Here is a 16,576-nt window from a genome sequence, read left to right on the forward strand (position 1 = left end):
TGGCCAAAGCTGGGAGCGCCACACCTCCCTTATATGGGCTCTATTCCTCGCGCGCTATCGATCCGTTCAGCTACCCGGTAAGCCGCTTCCAACTCCGAGCAGCCGTTCTCCTGCATCAGTGTCCAGCGTTCGGCTTTTTCCTCGGGCTCCGTCATGGCCAGGGCGAGGTAGAGACTCGGCGGAACGGCTCGGAACAGCGTTTCAAGCTTTTTCGACAGCACGACCCCCTCAGTGTATTTCCCCGGTTCCTTGCTGGCGGAGAGCAACAAGGCTTTCTGCGCTTGTGAAAGCTTCTTGAACCGTGCGATCTCTTCGATTTCCGCGGGCGGCATGTTCAAACAAATCCACCATTCGATCATGTTGAGCATGGTCTGCGCGGCAGTGGGAAAGTCGGCAAGGTTTTGCGTCGCCAGCCAGAACCAGGCGCCAAGTTTGCGCCACATCTTCGTTCCCTTGACCACGAACGGTGCCAGCAACGGGTTCTTGGTGATGATATGGCCCTCGTCGGTGACCATGACGATTGGTCGGCCCAGGTACTGATCGCGCTCGGCGAGGTTGTTCACGGTGTTCATCAGGCTGATGTAGCTGATGGACATCTGCGCCTCGTAGCCTTCGCGAGCGTAAGTGGCGAGATCGACAATGGTCACATCGCTCTCGGGCCAAGACGTGCCCTCGCGGTCGAACAGTTCACCTTCGAAACCCTGGCAAAACACGTCGATGGACTCGCCCATTTCCTGGGCACGCTCACGACGCTTCTCCGGCAAGTGCGTGTCAGCAGCGACGCGCAGCAAGGCGTCGCGCACGTCGTGAGTCAGTACCTGGCGACCCGCCGTGCCGCAGGTCTGCGCCGCATCGAGGATGCACTCGCGGATCAAGCTGCGATCGGCTCGACTCAGGCGGGCTTCTTCCTTGGCCTCGCCACCGGTGATCATCAGGCGAGCGGTGATTTCCAATTCGCCAAGAACATCGCGTTGGTCTTCGCGACTTGCTACCACCTCATCGTCCAGCTCATCAATCGACAGACTCGCCACCTGATCCGGTTGCTCGACCAGGCGCCAGGCATCGGCGAACGGGGCGAGACTGACCGAGGCTCCCGGTTTCAATTGGACCTTGTTGACCGACAGGCCCTGTGTCGCGAAGTAGTCGCCCTGCAAGCCGAATGAGTTGCCGGCTTCGACGATAAACAGGCGAGGGCGGTACACCGCCATGACCTGCATCAGCAGGGTGACGAGGGTCGCCGACTTGCCGGCACCAGTGGGGCCGAACAACAGCAGATGACCGTTCATGGCCCGGTCCAGGCGTGATAACGGATCGAAACTCAACGGCGAGCCACCCCGATTGAACAGGGTGATGCCCGGGTGGCCGGTGCCGGTGCTGCGACCCCACACCGGAACCAGGTTCGCCAGGTGCTGGGCGAACATCAGCCGCGTGTACCAGTTGCGCGTGTCGCGGGCCGGGTTGTAAGCCATCGGTAGCCAACGCAGGTAACTGTTGCAGGCGGCGACTTCATCGCCTTCGCGTACCGGTTGCAACCCCGCACCCAGCAGCGCGTTGGCCAGGCTGACCGAGCGCTGGTGCAATTGCTGCTCATCGTGACCGCGCACGTAAAACGCCAGGGTGCCCCGGTACAGCTTGTGCTGGCGGCCGATGATCGCGCGAGCTTCTTCGACATCCTGACGGGTCTGGGTCGAGGCCAGGTTTTCACCGATGGCCTTGCGGGCCAGGCGGTTCAACTGCTCCTCAAGTACATCCTGCGGTTTGACCACCAAGGTCAGACTCATCACCGTACCTTCGGGTAACTGGTCGAACAGTGCGTTCACCGCATCGCCCTTATGGGTTTCGCCGGTGAGTTGGCCAATCAAGGGTGCCCGCCGCAGTTTGTCCACCATCATCACCCGGTGGGGCTGATCGTCGAAAAACCAGAGTCCGCATTGCACATCCGAGCGCGGTTCGTTGAAGAACAGCCGCTCGGCAAAGTCGTGATCGAAGGGCAGTTCCAGCGACTCGCCATCGCCCGGCTCCGGATAGACTACGCGGCGGTAGAACTCCTCGGGTGCTTCATCGGTGAGCGTGGGGGCCGGATTGAACCAGGGCAGCAGCCAGGCATACAGACCTCGGCCATCGACTCGCGTCGATTGCACCCCGCATGCCTGCAACGAAGCCGCAATACGTTCGCAAGCCTGATGCAGGGATTGCACTGGGCTGAGTCCCGTCTCCTCATCGCCAGACTCGAGCCAGCGATAGACCACCAGGCGCACCCGACGGTTATTGCCACGCCAGGGCAGGCGCGTCACCACTTTATCCTCAAACAGACCACCGGGCTTGGCGATGGCCTTCAGATGACGGCGGCTAAGCTCCAAATACGCCTCGGTGAAGACCGTGCCTCGCGCACTGTCCCGGATATAGTCGGTGAGTCGGGTCAGATAGGGGGTGAAATCGTTGTCGTCCTGGCAGAAAAACTGCGCTATCCAAGGCGCTTGATCCAACTCGTCAAAGCTATCCTGCAGGGCATCCTCGAGGGCATCGCGGGCCGCCATCAGCCAATCGGGTTCGCGCCCTTCGGTGCCGATGGGCAGCAACTCGAACACCGCGCCCACCGAGCGATTGTCATCGAGCAGAAAACACTGCTCGGTGTCGAGGTACTCGACCCACGGCAGGTGATCGGTGAAGCTGGGGTTGTGCGCGTAGAGTGCGGCTTCATCGGCCAAGGTCGCGCGCGGGCGCGATGGGTTGCGCCAGGCTTTCCACGCGGGAGCGTGGTTACCCGAATCGCCGGCACGCACTACAAGTCTTCCTGACGTTCACCCGGCAATGCGTACTGCACCCGTTGGTAAAACGGAAAGACTGTCGAGTAACCCGGAACTGGTGCCTGCTCGGTACCACTCAAATGCGGATACACGTACAGCACCAGATCGGGATTGGGCAAGCGAGGGAACAGGTTGCGGATCTCGTTCGCTGCTGTGCGCGTGTACGGTTCCTGTAGAGCAACGGAGAAATCTGCTTGAGCCAAAGGGCGGCGTAACTGCTGCCGAGCATCCAGCACTTGCTGCTGAGTGCCTTGCGAACCGGCGCCGTTCCAGATGTCCAGCATGGTTTGCTCGCCATGGGGCAGAAGCGTCTCCTTGTCGGTGGAACACCCCGCCAGGACCCAGCAGAACACGCTAATCCAGGTCAGGCAGAGAGGCAGGGTCTTTTTCATGGCGAACGCTCCGGCCCTTGGGCTCGTAGTCGATGGTGATCTCATGGTCGAGGTGCAGGGCGACTTGTGCTGCCGGTGGCACGTACACGGCAGCAAAGGCTTCGCCATACAGTTTGTTGATCCACTCGCGGATGTCGCTGACCCCACCACTGAGTATTGAATTCAGTGCGCTATTGCCACTGCTGCTGGTGACTCCGAGCGTACTGCCGCCCGAACTGATCACGTTGCTGTTGTTTTGCTCATTCCCGAGCAAGGCAGCGACACCCGCGCCGGCCGCAGTGATCAGGCTCTGGCTGCCGAGGTACTGCTGGGCGTTCGAGCGGCGCTCACCGGCAATGCAAGGAATGCCATACGGATCAGATAGGTAACCGAGTCCACCGCGGATCTTGTCGGTGTTTGAGTTCTGGGTGGTGGAGGCATTGCGGCTGGCTACCGCCTTCGGCTGAGGCACCGTGCGGATGGTGCCATCGGTAAATACAAAGGTGATCGACTCGACCTGTCCGCGTACGCACGACAGGGTCCAGTCACCGGAGGCTGTGCCGCTCATCACGGCCCCCGTGACGTCCGGCAGATCGATGCCGTTGGCAGTCAGGTTCTCCGGACCGACCAGCACCTTGAAGGGATAGGGATCGTTCACTGTGCCGTCCACCGGGACTCGGCCGATCAGCGCGGTCATGGCGACCGAGCCCATCAATGTCGCGTTTTCGGGAATGGTGTAGACCGGCTTCGCACCTTCGGTACGATCAGCGGATCGTGTCGGGTCACGCTCACCCTTGGTGACTGCCTGTAGCTGTTTCTGGCTGCGATCAATAGCGTTATCTTTCAAGCCGTTCAGTGAGTTGAAGGCGGTAGGCAGACTCAGTGCGGGGGAGGTCTTGGTTTTGTCTCGGGCGTCGGTGGACAGAGCATCCGAGGGTTCAATCCACTGCAGCGCATCATTGGCAGAGTGCCGCCCTTCAAACTGAGCACCGTCGCCGGGCTCAAGTCCCAATCCGATTGGCATATCCTTGCCTTTGCCGGTCAGTCCCGACAACTGATCCTGCAATTGCGTCAGCAGACCGCGAGCCTGACGACTGTCTTGTTCCGCTTTGAGTCGGGCCTCGTTGGCTTGGCGGCGGCCTTCGTCGACCTGCTGGGTCACGCTGCCAAGCGCCGTCTGGATACGCGAATCGACGCTGTTTTCCCGCTCGCGCAGACGGTTGTTCTCCGTCTGCAGTGAATCGTTGTGTTTCTTCAAGCCGAGCATGTCGCTGCGCATGGCTTTCACCTGGCCGACCAGGGTGGCGACCGTGTCGCGTGGGGTATCGCCCGCAATGCCGAGCGACTTGGCTTGCTCGGTGGATAACTGAATATTGCCCTGATCAACCGGGTGCTCTGGAGAGGGCGTGCTGCCGCCCGCGACCCAGGTTTTCAGGATGATCAACACCACGGCCAGCAGCGCAGCCGGTACCAGCCATTTGAGCAAGGCGTTAGCCTTCATCGTCAGCACCTCGCGCAACGGGCGGGAGCAGCACAGCGTGTTCGAGACCCGCGCCGCGGGTGACGAGGTAGGCAATCGTGGTGTCTTCAGCGGTGCCGACCGGTCCGAGGAAAGCATGTTGGAAGGCCACAGAGAACAGCTTGGCCTGAAGCCGACGCGGATCGAGTTGCATCGTCTCTGAACCACGATTGCGCAACTTCACCGCCGTTACCCAGTAATCACCGAGTTGCCAGGCAGCGATGGGTGTGTTGGACACGTTTTCGGTCGGCAGTAGGGTCGGCAGTTCGGTGCGTAACTTGAGCGGCACGCGGCGTACGCCGGGCAGGGATTCTACAGTGCGCAGCGGCGCGTACAGGCTCTGTGCGGCGTAGCGGGTCAGCGCGACTGGGATCGGCGTACGATCTGGAGCAGGGACGGTGCTAGATTCAGCCTCGGTGGTTTGCCCCTGAGCATTCTTGATAATACGTACGGGCTCCAGCGGTTGATCGCCGGGAGTGGCCGCGATATCCAGGAGGATAATCTCGCCCGTCGTGACCGATTGCAGTTGCAGTCGGGTCGGGGCAATAGCGTCCGATGCGCGCAGGTACAGCGTGCCGCCGGTTGATTGCACGCGCAGCTTGCCCGTCAAGGTTGAGGGCACGCCGACGCGAACAGCCTCATCGATAAAGACCACTCGTTCCTGATTGATCACCAGCGGGACCGCGAGCGGGAGGCGTTCCCAGTGCATCAGCTCGACGGCCTGCGCTGCAGCTCCCCATAGCATCAGTGCGACGGTTAGTCCCAGGGTAGAGATCCGCTTCATGGCTCACCTCCAGGCAGGGAGATTTTTTGCGGAGTGCCTTGATAACAATCCAGTGCCAGCCCCCACTTATTACGCTCGGGATCCAGGTCAAAACGCACTACGCGTAATGGATACCTCACCACCACCCGCTTCACCGGTTCGGCGGCGTAATACTCATCGGCATTGAGATCGAGCTTGACTAGCCAGCTGTTGCGGTCGAGTTGCTTGACCCTGAGTTCCGGATCTTCGCTGTAACCTCGCCCCAGGATTTCGTAGACGCCACGCACCCGCTGGCGCAGTTCGCCAGCGGCCTTGCGGTACTCGTAGTCTCCGTCGAGGAAGGCCTTGCAGGAGGGTGTCAGGTAGGACTGCAAGCCATAGATAGCGCGGCGATAATCCTGCTCTCCATCTGAGGGCCAGCGGTTGAGCTGACCAAAGATATACAGGGCAAAGGCATAGACATTCTCTGAGGGAATATCCCACCACTTACGCGTGCTGCCCGAGCGCAGATCCGGTGGTACATGCACGGTCAGATCGGTCGGTGCCGAGCGCCAGCCGTACCAGAGTCCGGCACAGAGCAGGGCGAGGACCATCACTGCCAGACGCAGGCTGAAGATATGGGCCTGTTGCGCGTCCACCTTGTTCCGAAAGCGACTCATGGTTGCCACCGGGACAGGGCAGGGCGCAGTCGACGCGAACGGCGAACCGTCCAGGCACCGGAGTGAAGGATCAAAGTCCCTCGACCTAGGCGCCAGCGGCTGGCGAGTACCCATTCGAGCTTACGGTACAACCAGGTCTCGGGGCGAGCCCGTTTGGCTCGACGCAAAAGCGTACCACCGGCAAATAACACCACCGCCATACCCGCGATCATGCTGGTCGGCGCCACGGCAATGGAAGCGGTGGCGATCGTCAGAGGAACGCCCAGCAGCAGGCCAATGACGGCGCCGGTGCCAAGCGCTACCCACATCTCATCATTGGTCAAACCGCGTAATACGGCAGGATCACGATTGAGCCGCTCCGGCAGAAAGACCAAGGTGCCGTCGGCAAGGCGTTCGATAGTGTCGTTCATGCCAACCTCACAGAATCGCGGCGGCCTTGGTGAGGAACCAGATGATGATCACTACCAGCAGGGCTCCGATGCCGACTACGGCGCCGAGGTCTTTCCAAGTCTTGCGCTGGTTCTGCACGTCGGCATAGACGGTCAGGGAATGCCAAGCCACACCGAGAAAAGCGAGCAGGGCGATTAGCAGGCCGAGCAAGATGCCGCCGTCGTAGGCGTAGTTTTTGATCGTCTCGATCAATCCTGAGCCTTCGCCACGAGAAGGGGCTTCCATGGTGGGGAGCTCGGCAAAAGCCAGGCTTGGACCGAGCACCAGGAGCAGACCGATCAAGCGCTGGCTCGCGCGATCCCGTAGGTTGTTTTTCAGAGGGGCAAGACACTTGAGCATGACGGCGATCTCCTGGGTTAGGAAAGGGTGAAGAACATCAGAACCAGCAAGATGAGCAGCACGCGCGCGGCGCTGCCGCCAAACGCGCCGAAGCGCACACTGCCTGTTGCCCATCCCCGGTAAGCCGTCCACATCACCCAGGCACACCACAGCAAAACCAGGACGAGAACCAGGGACAGCCAGAGCGTCGAACTGCTCTGCAGTGAGAAGCCGGAAGCGCTTTTAAAGGCAGCGGTCTGCGCGTCCGTCATGCTCATGGCGACGGTTCCACGGACGGGATGTCGAGGCGGTAATCGCCGACCAGATCACCAGGATCGTGAGGTTGAGCACGGGAGGGCGACAGATAGTTCTGCATTCCTTGGCGAATGCGTTGGATGTCCTGAGACAGGCGGGGATAGTCGAAGCGATAGCGTTCGTTTAGTTCAGAGGTCCTGGCTACCTTAGCTCGCGCCGCAAGGCGCTCAATAGTGTCTAGTTGCCGCTGGATAAGGCTGAGTTGATCCTGCTCATGAGCAGATGCGGCATAGCTGATGCCATCGACGACAACCAGAGAGAGTAGTAAGAAGCAGCGAAAGACGGTAGTTTTCATAATGCTGGCCCATATGGATCTGGGAACAGAATCAAGTCAGAGATCGAATTTTTCCTTAGGAAACCTGAGGTCTGATGAATCGCTTTTTTTCGCGGGTGGGCTGAGAACTCTTATATTATGGCTAATATTGTCGGTTAAACTTTGTCGGGGAAGTTTTGAGGTTTTAGTCACTCTCCAGTCTGCATGAACTTCGCTGATGACGATATCGTGCACGATGCGCTTCGCTTGGCTTATTCTTATGAGTACACAGACCCCCCCCTCTCAGCGTCGGAACCATAAGGGACTTGAGAAGCCAAATTAGATCGTCGATTACAAAAAAGAGCGGAGAAACACAGCATGAGCATTGACCGCTATTGACGTGTTCAACTCATGGGCGGCTGAAGACCAACAACATCCGGTTTTTTCAGATGATGTTGCGAGAGCCTTATGGGCCGAGCCGTCAAGTACGTTGTCAATGGAGAAAAAGCCTCGAGAAACGGAATGGAAACATCATCAAAGCATTTCCAATGGTTTTAAGTGATTATTTGGCCTTATTATTGCGGTCGGGTTTGATAGGTAATTTGAAGCTGGCCCTTCAACCAGAGCGCCGTCGGGATACTGCAAATATTTAAGGCCGGCATCCGGTAACAGCATCGCTATATTTGGTGCTAACGTGGATAGGCATAATGCGATTTCAACAAAGCGCCGCTGATTGGGAATACGAGCTATTCGCTGAACAGTTCCACGCAGGCGTGCGAGTGAAGGCTTACATGCTGACCCTGCGGCAGTTCCTAAAAGGCACAATATTTGTCTAGTTCCTCGTGGGCCTGCCAATATCTAAGTTTCAAGGCCGGCGGAGCAAGTTGTAGATAAATCCTTCACTTTGCTTTCGCGCTGAACCAACGACACAAGACTTCCTCCAATCCGTTCATGTTGTTCCCCTCTCCAGTCCAGGCAAGGCAGGCATCCGGCCGGATCAGCATTGAAAATCTGGCGTCAACAAAAACGCAACGTACCCTCTGGGTGCAGGCGGCAACAAGTTTGGAAAGCGTCCCCCCGGTTGAGGCATCGAGCAGAACACCCTTGCCGTCCTGCATGAGATCGTAGAGCGGGGTGACGGCGGCGTCGTGGTGTATCGACTGGTTGCCCATCAAGCGGCCGACCTCATCGTGCTCCTGTTCCAGGTCATACCGGGTGGCCAGGCCACTCATCATCGCGCCGATCAGTTGGCTCACGTCATCCAGTTGCATGAGCGTCGTCATGAGGTCACGCAGCGCGCCAGACTGAGGATCGGGCCGCAGTAAGGCAACTTGCGCGAGGGTATTGGCCAGCACGGCTTCGGCAACTGGGCGTCGTTCAGCGGTGTAGGTGTCCAGGAGGCGGTCGGGCATCTCGCCGCGAATCACCGAGGCAAGCTTCCAGCCCAGGTTTGCAGCATCTACCAGCCCGAGGGTCAGGCCCTGGCCGCCAAAGGGCGAGTGCACATGGGCGGCGTCGCCGGCCAGCAGTATCCGGCCTTGACGGTAGGTGTTTGCCAGGCGGGTGTTGTCTGCCCAGCGGCTGGCGCTTTGCAGGCTGTTCACGCGGATGTCTTGGCCGCTGACCCGGCGAAGCACGGTTTCGATTTCTTCATGGGTGACCGCCGCCTCACGATTTGCCGGGGGGCCGGTGAAGTCCAGCATGAACAATCGACCGGGAATTGGGCCGTAGGAAAATACTCCCCCGGACGTCCGACGCCAACCAATGGGCAATAGGCATTCAGGACGATCGACTTCGGCGATCACTTGGTAGAACGTGGAGGTAGGTGCTGTGCCGGGAAATTCGAAGCCGGCCACTTTTCGTACCCGACTGCGTCCTCCGTCGCAGCCCACCAGGTAGGCGCAGTGAACCTGGTCTGCACCGTTGGGTGTTTGCCACGTCACGCTGACGCCCTCTGTCATCGGTTTGATTTCAGTGACATCACACCCTCGGCGCACCTCAATCCCAAGGCTGCGGGCACGCTCGGCGAGCATCGACTCCAGAGCCTGTTGATCTACGGCATGAGCGCGCCGTGGCGGCTCGAGTTGGGCCAGTTTCCGGATAGGCAAGCCAGCAAAATGCCCACTGAATTTGGCCGCCCGGCCCCGCAGATCGGCGCCGGTCTGGGTGCTGAACGCCTGCATCCGCGCGAGGCTGTCAGTCTCTGCGCGGATAATGGCCGCGGCCATGCCCCGGCGTTGCAGTGCTTCGCTGCCAAGCGGCACCAGCGACATCGCCTTCATCCCCTGGCTCGGTGCGGCCAGGCGTTCAAGCACAAGGACTTGTACGCCCCCCAGGGTCAGTTCGATAGCGGTCAGAAGCCCAACCGGACCGGCGCCTACAACCACGGCATCAATGTAGTTTATCATGTACTTTATCCAAATATATACTAAGTACATAATTTGTTGCATGAAGGGAGTTCTGTCAATGCCATCCGGTCGTCAATCTCGCAAGCGCCTTGCCACGCGGCAACTTATCTCCAATGTGGCCACGGGTCTGTTCCTTGAGCGCGGCTTTGATCAGGTGACCGTGGATGAGATCGCAACCGCTGCCGACGTGGGTCGGATGACGGTGTTCAACCACTTTCCACGCAAGGAGGACATGTTCTTCGACCGGGACGAAGACGGTCGCGAGCTTTTGCGTGAGGTGTTGCGCCAGCGTGACCCAGGCGTCGGGCCGATCGAGACGCTGCGTTTGCTGGCTCATCAGTTGGTCGCGCAACAAAGCCCTTACGTGCGCTTTTCTGCCGGGAGCCAAGGTTTCATAGCGACCATCGAGGGCAGCGAAACCCTCAAGGCCCGGGCCCGGGCGATACGTGGGGAGGTGGCGAACGTGGCCGCACTGGCGCTGTCGGAGTGCGTAGGGCGAACCCCTGGTGACCCAGACGCCCACTTGGTGGCCGACTTGCTCCTGGCAACGTGGACCGTAGCCCTTATCCAGGCCCACGGGGCCTTCCGACAGAAGGGAGATGCCGAGGGCGCGAAGGCCGTTTTCCTTTCCATCGTCGACAAAGGGTCCGTGGGCTTGAGCGTTGCAATGGCAGGCACGCCTTACGCCTGAGCACCTCACTTCGCCCGCACAAAGCGGTACGCGAGCCCCTTTGTGCGCGCTCGTCAGGCAAATCTTATATTTCAGTAAAATATTTGGTTGCTGATTAAATTCGTTTAAGATTTGACCAATTGACTGAGTATAAAATTTGGGGAAGTCGTGAGCGGATTGCGTGAAAGGCAGAAGGAGCAGCGCAGGGAGGCGATCCTGGTCGCGGCCATCGATCTCTTTGATAAAAACGGTTACAGCGCTGCCACCGTCGAGCAGATCGCCGCGGCGGCTGGCGTTTCCTCTCCAACGGTCTTCAACTATTTTGGCAGCAAGCAGGAAATCCTGTTCGCGCTGGTGGACAGGGCGGACCGAGCCGCTGTCAGCCGGGCCCGCCTGCGAAGGCCACAGTTCGACAATGCCATTGATGCACTCTGCAACCTCAACGCGGCCATCATGGAAAGCGAGCTGGCCACGCTGCCTATTTCTATTTGGCGCGAGCTGATGACGTTCGGTTTTCAGAGCCCCATTTCCGCAGGGCTGAGTCTGTTCGATCAGTACCTGGCCAAGGAGGCTGCCGAACTACTGCGGGATCTGCAGGCGCGAGGTATGGTTCGCGCAGATTTTGACGCCGACTTTGTGGCCAACTTCTTGAACGACCACTGCATTTTGCTTTTTGCCAAGTACGTTCAGCAGGAGGCGCCGAATATGGACGCCCACCTCGCCCATGTGCGCCAACTGGCGGAACTGGTTTTCTCCGGGCTAAAGCCTTAGGCCCCAAGGGCTTTCGTACACGTTTCCCCTCCCTGCAAGTCTCCCTGCGCTGCGGTTTTGACCGCCGTTGAGGGAGCGCTTTGTCTTTAGTCAGGTATTTTATTTTACTTGACTAAAAAATTACACCGAGATAAAAATACTCACCGTGAACGCTCGGGTGCATGGCAGTCATCCCGATCAGCGAAAAGGCGGTAATGGTCATCGTTTGTCAGCGGTGGCGCGTTCGCGTGGATTATTAAAAGTTATCTGAAACTTATAAAAATGGTTTTTCCCTTTCAAGCGCCTTTGAATGCGCAGAGGTATCGACTCGCCCTTAAAATAATTAATAGCGCCCTATGATTTAGTAACAATGCCCACCCTGACAACAATAATTAGAGGATGAGTGGATGATGAAGATGACACTTGTAGTACTCGTGGCTGCGGGTTTACTGCCCCCGAGCGTTTATGCAGTTGAGTTGAATGATGAGTTGGCATTGGATGCCACGTTCAGCTTGCTGAGCCAGTATCGAACCCGTGGTATTTCACAAACTCAAAATGATCCCGCCGTTCAGTTCGATGGCATGCTTTCCAGCAACACCACGGGGCTTTACCTCGGAACATGGACATCCAATGTGAATTACGGTGGCGGCTCCAATGTTCGACAGGAGCTGGACTACTATGCCGGTTGGTCTGTGCCCTTCACCCAAGACATCAATATGGACGTGGGTTACATAAAGTACACCTATACCCGGGGCAATGAAGCCAACTTTTCCGAGACCTACGGGATATTGACCGCCTATGGTTTCAAAGTGGCGGCGCAATACTCGGAAAATGCCTTAAGTTTTGATAAGGGGCAAAGCACGATGTATACGTGGGTGGGCTATGAGCATGATATTCCATATGGCTTGAAACTTGCTACTCGCTACGGAAAAATGGATTTCAAGGATCCAGTTTTTTTCAGTGCTGACGGTTCTACTCGGAATTTGTATCACGAGTGGGAAGTAAAACTGTCTCGGATTTATTCAGGCTTGAACTGGGCGCTAAGTTATGTTGATACCGACCTTTCCAAGCATGAGTGTTACAACACCATCGGCTTTGGTGATGCCTGCACCGCAACGTTGGTTGCAAGTGTCAGCAAAAAGTTCTGATCCGAGATATTTACCGTCAACTATGCTCTGGAGTATTTCATGAAATTTATACCTATTGCCTTCGCAGTCGTGCTGGCGTTCACCGGTGGGGTTCAGGCCGAGACTTTGAATCGCGCTAACAATACGGGTGAGTTTGTTGGCAACCTTTTCACCGGAGCCGAGCAGTATTCTAACTTTTATCGGCTGGAAGAGATTTTCCCTTCTGACAAGACACAAAAATCCAGCCATCCGGTTGAATGGCCGGAGGGTAAAGCAATCAGCCTACCCAAGGAGTACACCTATGACGGCCGTCGTCACCTGACCCAGGACTTGCTCTCGCAGACCGAAACTTCCGCTTTGCTGATTATCAAGAACGGCCAGGTCCGCTATGAAAATTACTGGCTGACCGGCGGCAAGGAGCGGCACTGGACCTCGATGTCTGTCGCCAAGAGCTTTGTGTCCGCGCTCTACGGCATCGCGATTGCCGAAGGGACCATTAACAGTATCGAAGATCCCGCCTCCAGGTATCTCCCTGCCTTGAAGGGTTCTGCCTATGACGGCGTCAAGCTCAAGGACATTCTGCAGATGTCATCCGGCGTTCATTGGGACGAGGATTACGCCAATGCTGACAGTGATATCGCGCACCTGGGGCAGGTGATGGCCACCGGTTCGTCGCTGTTGGATTTCGTGAAGACACTGAAGCGCGAATTGCCGCCGGGAACCTTCAACCGCTACTGCTCCGCAGACACCCTGGTCCTGGGTTTGGTGCTTGAGGCGGCTACCGGGAAAACGCTTGCGGCGTATACCCAGGAAAAACTGTGGGCGCCACTGGGAGCCACCCAGGACGCCTACTGGATCAAGGACAATTTCAGCCATACCTTGGCTTTTGGCGGTTACAACGCCACGGCTCGTGACTATGCAAGGCTTGGCGAAATGTATCGCCTGAACGGTAAGTTCAATGGCAAGCAGATCGTTCCGGCCAGTTGGGTCAAGGCTTCTCTGACCCCGGACGCTGCGCACCTGGTCCCGGGTAAACGCAGCAGCAGTGACAGCACCATGGGCTACGGCTATCAGTGGTGGCTGCCGGAAGGGGAAGAGCATGACTATTCTGCTATCGGCATCTTTAACCAGTTCACCTATGTAGACCCTGGCCACAATACGGTGATCGTCAAGTTGTCGGCTTCACGTAACTACGCCGAAACCGACAACGAGTCTTCCTGGCGGGAAAAAGAAACCATCGAGCTATTTCGACAGATTGCCAAGCGTATTGATTGATACCGTATCGAGTACCGCTGATTAATGTGGGGCAGATGACTGCCCCGTTTGAATCAGCGCCATCACCCATTGAGGTTACACATGATGCACAAGCGAATATTAATAGTGGAGGATGATGCTGATGGTGCCAGTATATTAGAGGCCTACCTGAAAAAAGATGGCTTCGAGGTTTTCCTGGCAGAAGATGGCGCAAAAGGGTTAATGCTGTTTCGACAACTGGCACCTTCATTGGTATTGCTGGACATGATGCTGCCCAAGATGAGCGGGGCAGAGTTACTTTCAGAAATCAGGCGTGCTGGAGATACGCCCGTCATCATGGTGACCGCCATTGGTGACGAACCTGAAAAAATTGGCGCCTTGCGCTATGGGGCTGATGATTATGTGGTTAAACCCTGTAATCCCCGAGAGGTGGTGGCCAGGGTCTATGCCGTATTGCGCAGGTATTACGGAAGTTCCAATGCCAAGAGCCTGATTGAGTGCGATGGTGTGTGGGTTGACAGTGACAGCGTTATCGCCGGTGTGCGCAACCCCAATAACGACTCCGCTACGCTGGACCTTACCCGCTCGGAGTTTCTGTTGCTGGCGGCGTTGGTTCGAACACCTAACAAGGCGTTTACCCGCGAAGAGCTTCTGGAGATATGCATGCCTGAAAGTGATGCATTGAGCCGGGTGGTGGATGCCCATGTGCATAACCTGCGCAAGAAGCTCGAAAGTGCCGGTGTTGTTGATGCGTTGGTCACCGTTCGTTCTGTTGGGTACAGGTTTAAATAACCGAGGTTATGATGAGAGCAAGCCCGCTTTGGTTATGGATTGGTTTGAGGATGACGCTTCTTGCCGTGGGTACGGTGATCACAATCACGGTCTGCGTCTATTCCTATTTTTGGATTACTGAATATCAAACTCAACAGTCCATGACACCGGACGATCGGTCCAAGTACATCTCCGCCCTGGGGGATGTTGAACATAATCAGGCTCGCCTCTGGGACATTGTTCAGCGCTATTACGATATAGGTGATTTTATCTCGGGTGCGAGCAACCATTCGAGTTGGTGGGTCGTGTTCATTTTCTCGGTGATCGTTATCCCCATTACCATCATCATTGGCCTCCTGTTGTCCAAACCGCTATCGGGTCAGTTCGGCAAGCTTGCCGAGGCGGCAAAAAAAGTAGCGAGGGGGGACCTTGCGGTACGGGTTACCGGAAACAAGCGGCAGCCGACGGAAATGCAGGCGTTGTGTGAAAACTTTAACAGCATGGTGGAAAAGCTTTCCCTGTATGAGAAGGAGGTCAAGGAGTCCAGTTCCAATTTGGCCCATGAGTTGAGAACGCCGCTCAACGCGGCCCTGGGCAGAATCCAAGGCATGCTTGATGATGTGTTTCCGCAGTCATCGGAACAGCTGAGGTTGGTACAAGACCAATTGCAGAATCTGAACACGCTTGTCGGTGATCTCCATCTACTCTCCCTTGTACACGCAGGCGAATTTAAAATTCACGCAGCGTCGCTTTCATTAAATAGGCTGATTATGGAGCGTCTGGCCTGGTTTTCACCCCAGTTTAAAAACAATGAAATGAACATTGTCACGGCGCTGGAGTTTACCGATTCCATTGAAGGTGATCGGGGGCGGCTGGGACAGTTGGTCAATATTCTGATAGAAAACGCAATCAAGTATGCATCCGAAGGCCGGGAGCTTGCCGTGGCCACCTATGGTGAGAACGGCATGGCGTGCCTGGAGTTTCTGGATAAGGGCCAGGCCGTCGACGAAAAAGACCTGCGCAACATGTTCACCCGATTTTGGCGCGCCGAACAATCGCGGGCGCGGCTTACCGGTGGTGGGGGGCTTGGGCTTTCGATCGCGCAGGCGATTTGTGAAGCGCACGGCGGGAAAATTCAGGCCCTCCACAGGCCTGCCGGCGGTTTGACGCTAAAAGTGCTTTTGCCTTTAAGGCCGCCTGCCGTGAACTGTTACTCCCGTCGTTGAATACATTTTTTCGTTATTGATCAGATCTTAACAAAGCCTGAACAGCCTCTTCAGTATCAACCCTCAGAATGCCGTTATCACATACGGCAGAGCAAAAAGCGCGTCGAAGTGTCACAGTTCATTCTTGGAACATTATAAAACTGTGGCCCCTCGGCAACGTTGACCTGTCGGATTAAAACCCATTCTTTTCAGGTCAATGACAGCCATGAAAAAACAAGCTTCCTTCGCTGTTGCCGCGGCCATTCTTTTAGTCGTTAGCGGCAACTGCTTGGCGCAAGAGATCAGCGGGGCAATTGGCGGTACCGGCCAAGGTGGCTATACCGGTCGCATAGGTCTCGGTTTCGATTGGGGGCGCAGTTGGCTGCAAAGCGAGACTGGCCGGCTGACAGGCTATTGGGATGCCGGAGTGACCCACTGGGAAGGCGGCCGGCAGGCGTCGGCCCGCACCTCGTTCTCGTTCGCCCCGGTGTTTGTCTATGAATTCACAACGCTGTCGACCATCAAGCCGTTCATCGAGGCCGGTGTTGGCGTGTCGCTGTTTTCAGGCACTCGGGCAGGCGATCGTCATCTTGGCTCTTCCTTCAACTTTGAAGATCGGCTGGGCGTGGGTGTAAAGTTTGCCAATAACGATCGAGTGGGACTGCGGGTGATTCATTATTCCAATGCAGGGCTGAAAGAGCCGAACGCGGGCATTGAGTCTTATGCGTTGTTCTATGCCCATGTTTTTTAAGAAAGGTTGGCGCAGCGGCTTGTTGATATGAACGTAAAGTCAATCTTCAAGTTAGTCACGCTGTTTGTCGTGGGTGTCCTAGTACTGACCAATTGCACCGAAAAGAAGGGCTGGCGAGGTCGTCCTTTCCTGCATATAAGCAGCGCGGACCTGGAACCGTGGGCAAAAGCTTTTGACGATCAATA

The 16,576-nt window shown here is 56.9% G+C and carries 17 protein-coding genes; 7 read left to right on the forward strand and 10 right to left on the reverse strand.

Features of this window, described 5'->3' with window-relative positions; all coding sequences use genetic code 11:
- Positions 1-29: 29 nt before the first annotated feature.
- The 10 genes from HKK54_RS22320 to HKK54_RS22365 form a co-directional block, all read right to left on the reverse strand.
- Positions 30-2,783 carry a conjugative transfer ATPase gene (locus HKK54_RS22320; RefSeq protein WP_169387843.1) on the reverse strand — a complete coding sequence of 918 codons (2,754 nt, stop codon included), beginning with the start codon at positions 2,781-2,783 and terminating at the stop codon, positions 30-32.
- Positions 2,783-3,199 carry a TIGR03751 family conjugal transfer lipoprotein gene (locus HKK54_RS22325; protein WP_169387844.1) on the reverse strand — a complete coding sequence of 139 codons (417 nt, stop codon included), beginning with the start codon at positions 3,197-3,199 and terminating at the stop codon, positions 2,783-2,785. Before HKK54_RS22325 ends, HKK54_RS22320 begins: the two co-directional genes overlap by 1 nt.
- On the reverse strand, positions 3,162-4,679 hold the full coding sequence (locus tag HKK54_RS22330) for a TIGR03752 family integrating conjugative element protein (protein WP_169387845.1): 1,518 nt from the start codon (positions 4,677-4,679) through the stop codon (positions 3,162-3,164). Before HKK54_RS22330 ends, HKK54_RS22325 begins: the two co-directional genes overlap by 38 nt.
- The gene (locus HKK54_RS22335) at positions 4,669-5,481 is read right to left on the reverse strand and encodes a TIGR03749 family integrating conjugative element protein (RefSeq protein ID WP_169387846.1); all 813 of its coding nucleotides are present in this window, start codon (positions 5,479-5,481) and stop codon (positions 4,669-4,671) included. The genes HKK54_RS22330 and HKK54_RS22335 overlap by 11 nt, the downstream gene beginning before the upstream one ends.
- Complete coding sequence (locus HKK54_RS22340; protein WP_169387847.1) at positions 5,478-6,119, reverse strand: PFL_4703 family integrating conjugative element protein; 642 nt, start codon at positions 6,117-6,119, stop codon at positions 5,478-5,480. The genes HKK54_RS22335 and HKK54_RS22340 overlap by 4 nt, the downstream gene beginning before the upstream one ends.
- Entirely contained in the window at positions 6,116-6,529 is a 414-nt protein-coding gene (locus tag HKK54_RS22345) for a TIGR03750 family conjugal transfer protein (protein ID WP_169387848.1), read from the reverse strand. Before HKK54_RS22345 ends, HKK54_RS22340 begins: the two co-directional genes overlap by 4 nt.
- A 7-nt stretch (positions 6,530-6,536) precedes the next feature.
- Entirely contained in the window at positions 6,537-6,908 is a 372-nt protein-coding gene (locus tag HKK54_RS22350; RefSeq protein ID WP_060738069.1) for a TIGR03745 family integrating conjugative element membrane protein, read from the reverse strand.
- Between the two features lie 17 nt (positions 6,909-6,925).
- A complete protein-coding gene (locus HKK54_RS22355; RefSeq protein WP_169387849.1) occupies positions 6,926-7,165 on the reverse strand; it encodes a TIGR03758 family integrating conjugative element protein in 240 nt (79 codons plus the stop codon).
- Positions 7,162-7,497 (reverse strand): integrative conjugative element protein, RAQPRD family, encoded by a 336-nt coding sequence (locus HKK54_RS22360; RefSeq protein WP_169387850.1) that lies wholly within the window; start codon positions 7,495-7,497, stop codon positions 7,162-7,164. The genes HKK54_RS22355 and HKK54_RS22360 overlap by 4 nt, the downstream gene beginning before the upstream one ends.
- Positions 7,498-8,354: 857 nt before the next feature.
- The gene (locus HKK54_RS22365) at positions 8,355-9,863 is read right to left on the reverse strand and encodes an FAD-dependent oxidoreductase (RefSeq protein ID WP_169387851.1); all 1,509 of its coding nucleotides are present in this window, start codon (positions 9,861-9,863) and stop codon (positions 8,355-8,357) included.
- A gap of 58 nt (positions 9,864-9,921) precedes the next feature.
- Between HKK54_RS22365 and HKK54_RS22370 the strand changes: the two genes are divergently transcribed.
- The 7 genes from HKK54_RS22370 (at position 9,922) to HKK54_RS22400 (ending at position 16,391) form a co-directional block, all read left to right on the forward strand.
- Positions 9,922-10,554, forward strand: a complete 633-nt coding sequence (locus HKK54_RS22370) for a TetR/AcrR family transcriptional regulator (RefSeq protein WP_169387852.1) — start codon at positions 9,922-9,924, stop codon at positions 10,552-10,554.
- 147 nt (positions 10,555-10,701) lie between these two features.
- Positions 10,702-11,304, forward strand: coding sequence for a TetR/AcrR family transcriptional regulator (locus HKK54_RS22375; RefSeq protein ID WP_169387853.1), 603 nt, complete (start codon positions 10,702-10,704; stop codon positions 11,302-11,304).
- Positions 11,305-11,690: 386 nt separating this feature from the next.
- Positions 11,691-12,431, forward strand: coding sequence for a TorF family putative porin (locus HKK54_RS22380; protein ID WP_169387854.1), 741 nt, complete (start codon positions 11,691-11,693; stop codon positions 12,429-12,431).
- A 39-nt stretch (positions 12,432-12,470) separates the two neighbouring features.
- Positions 12,471-13,685, forward strand: a complete 1,215-nt coding sequence (locus HKK54_RS22385; RefSeq protein ID WP_169387855.1) for a serine hydrolase domain-containing protein — start codon at positions 12,471-12,473, stop codon at positions 13,683-13,685.
- Between the two features lie 81 nt (positions 13,686-13,766).
- Positions 13,767-14,456 (forward strand): response regulator transcription factor, encoded by a 690-nt coding sequence (locus tag HKK54_RS22390; RefSeq protein ID WP_169387856.1) that lies wholly within the window; start codon positions 13,767-13,769, stop codon positions 14,454-14,456.
- A gap of 50 nt (positions 14,457-14,506) precedes the next feature.
- Complete coding sequence (locus tag HKK54_RS22395) at positions 14,507-15,661, forward strand: sensor histidine kinase (protein WP_169387857.1); 1,155 nt, start codon at positions 14,507-14,509, stop codon at positions 15,659-15,661.
- A 205-nt stretch (positions 15,662-15,866) separates the two neighbouring features.
- On the forward strand, positions 15,867-16,391 hold the full coding sequence (locus HKK54_RS22400) for an acyloxyacyl hydrolase (RefSeq protein ID WP_169387858.1): 525 nt from the start codon (positions 15,867-15,869) through the stop codon (positions 16,389-16,391).
- The last annotated feature ends 185 nt before the right edge of the window (positions 16,392-16,576 follow it).

Origin of the sequence: Pseudomonas sp. ADAK13 (assembly GCF_012935715.1) — a bacterium.
Lineage (GTDB): Bacteria > Pseudomonadota > Gammaproteobacteria > Pseudomonadales > Pseudomonadaceae > Aquipseudomonas.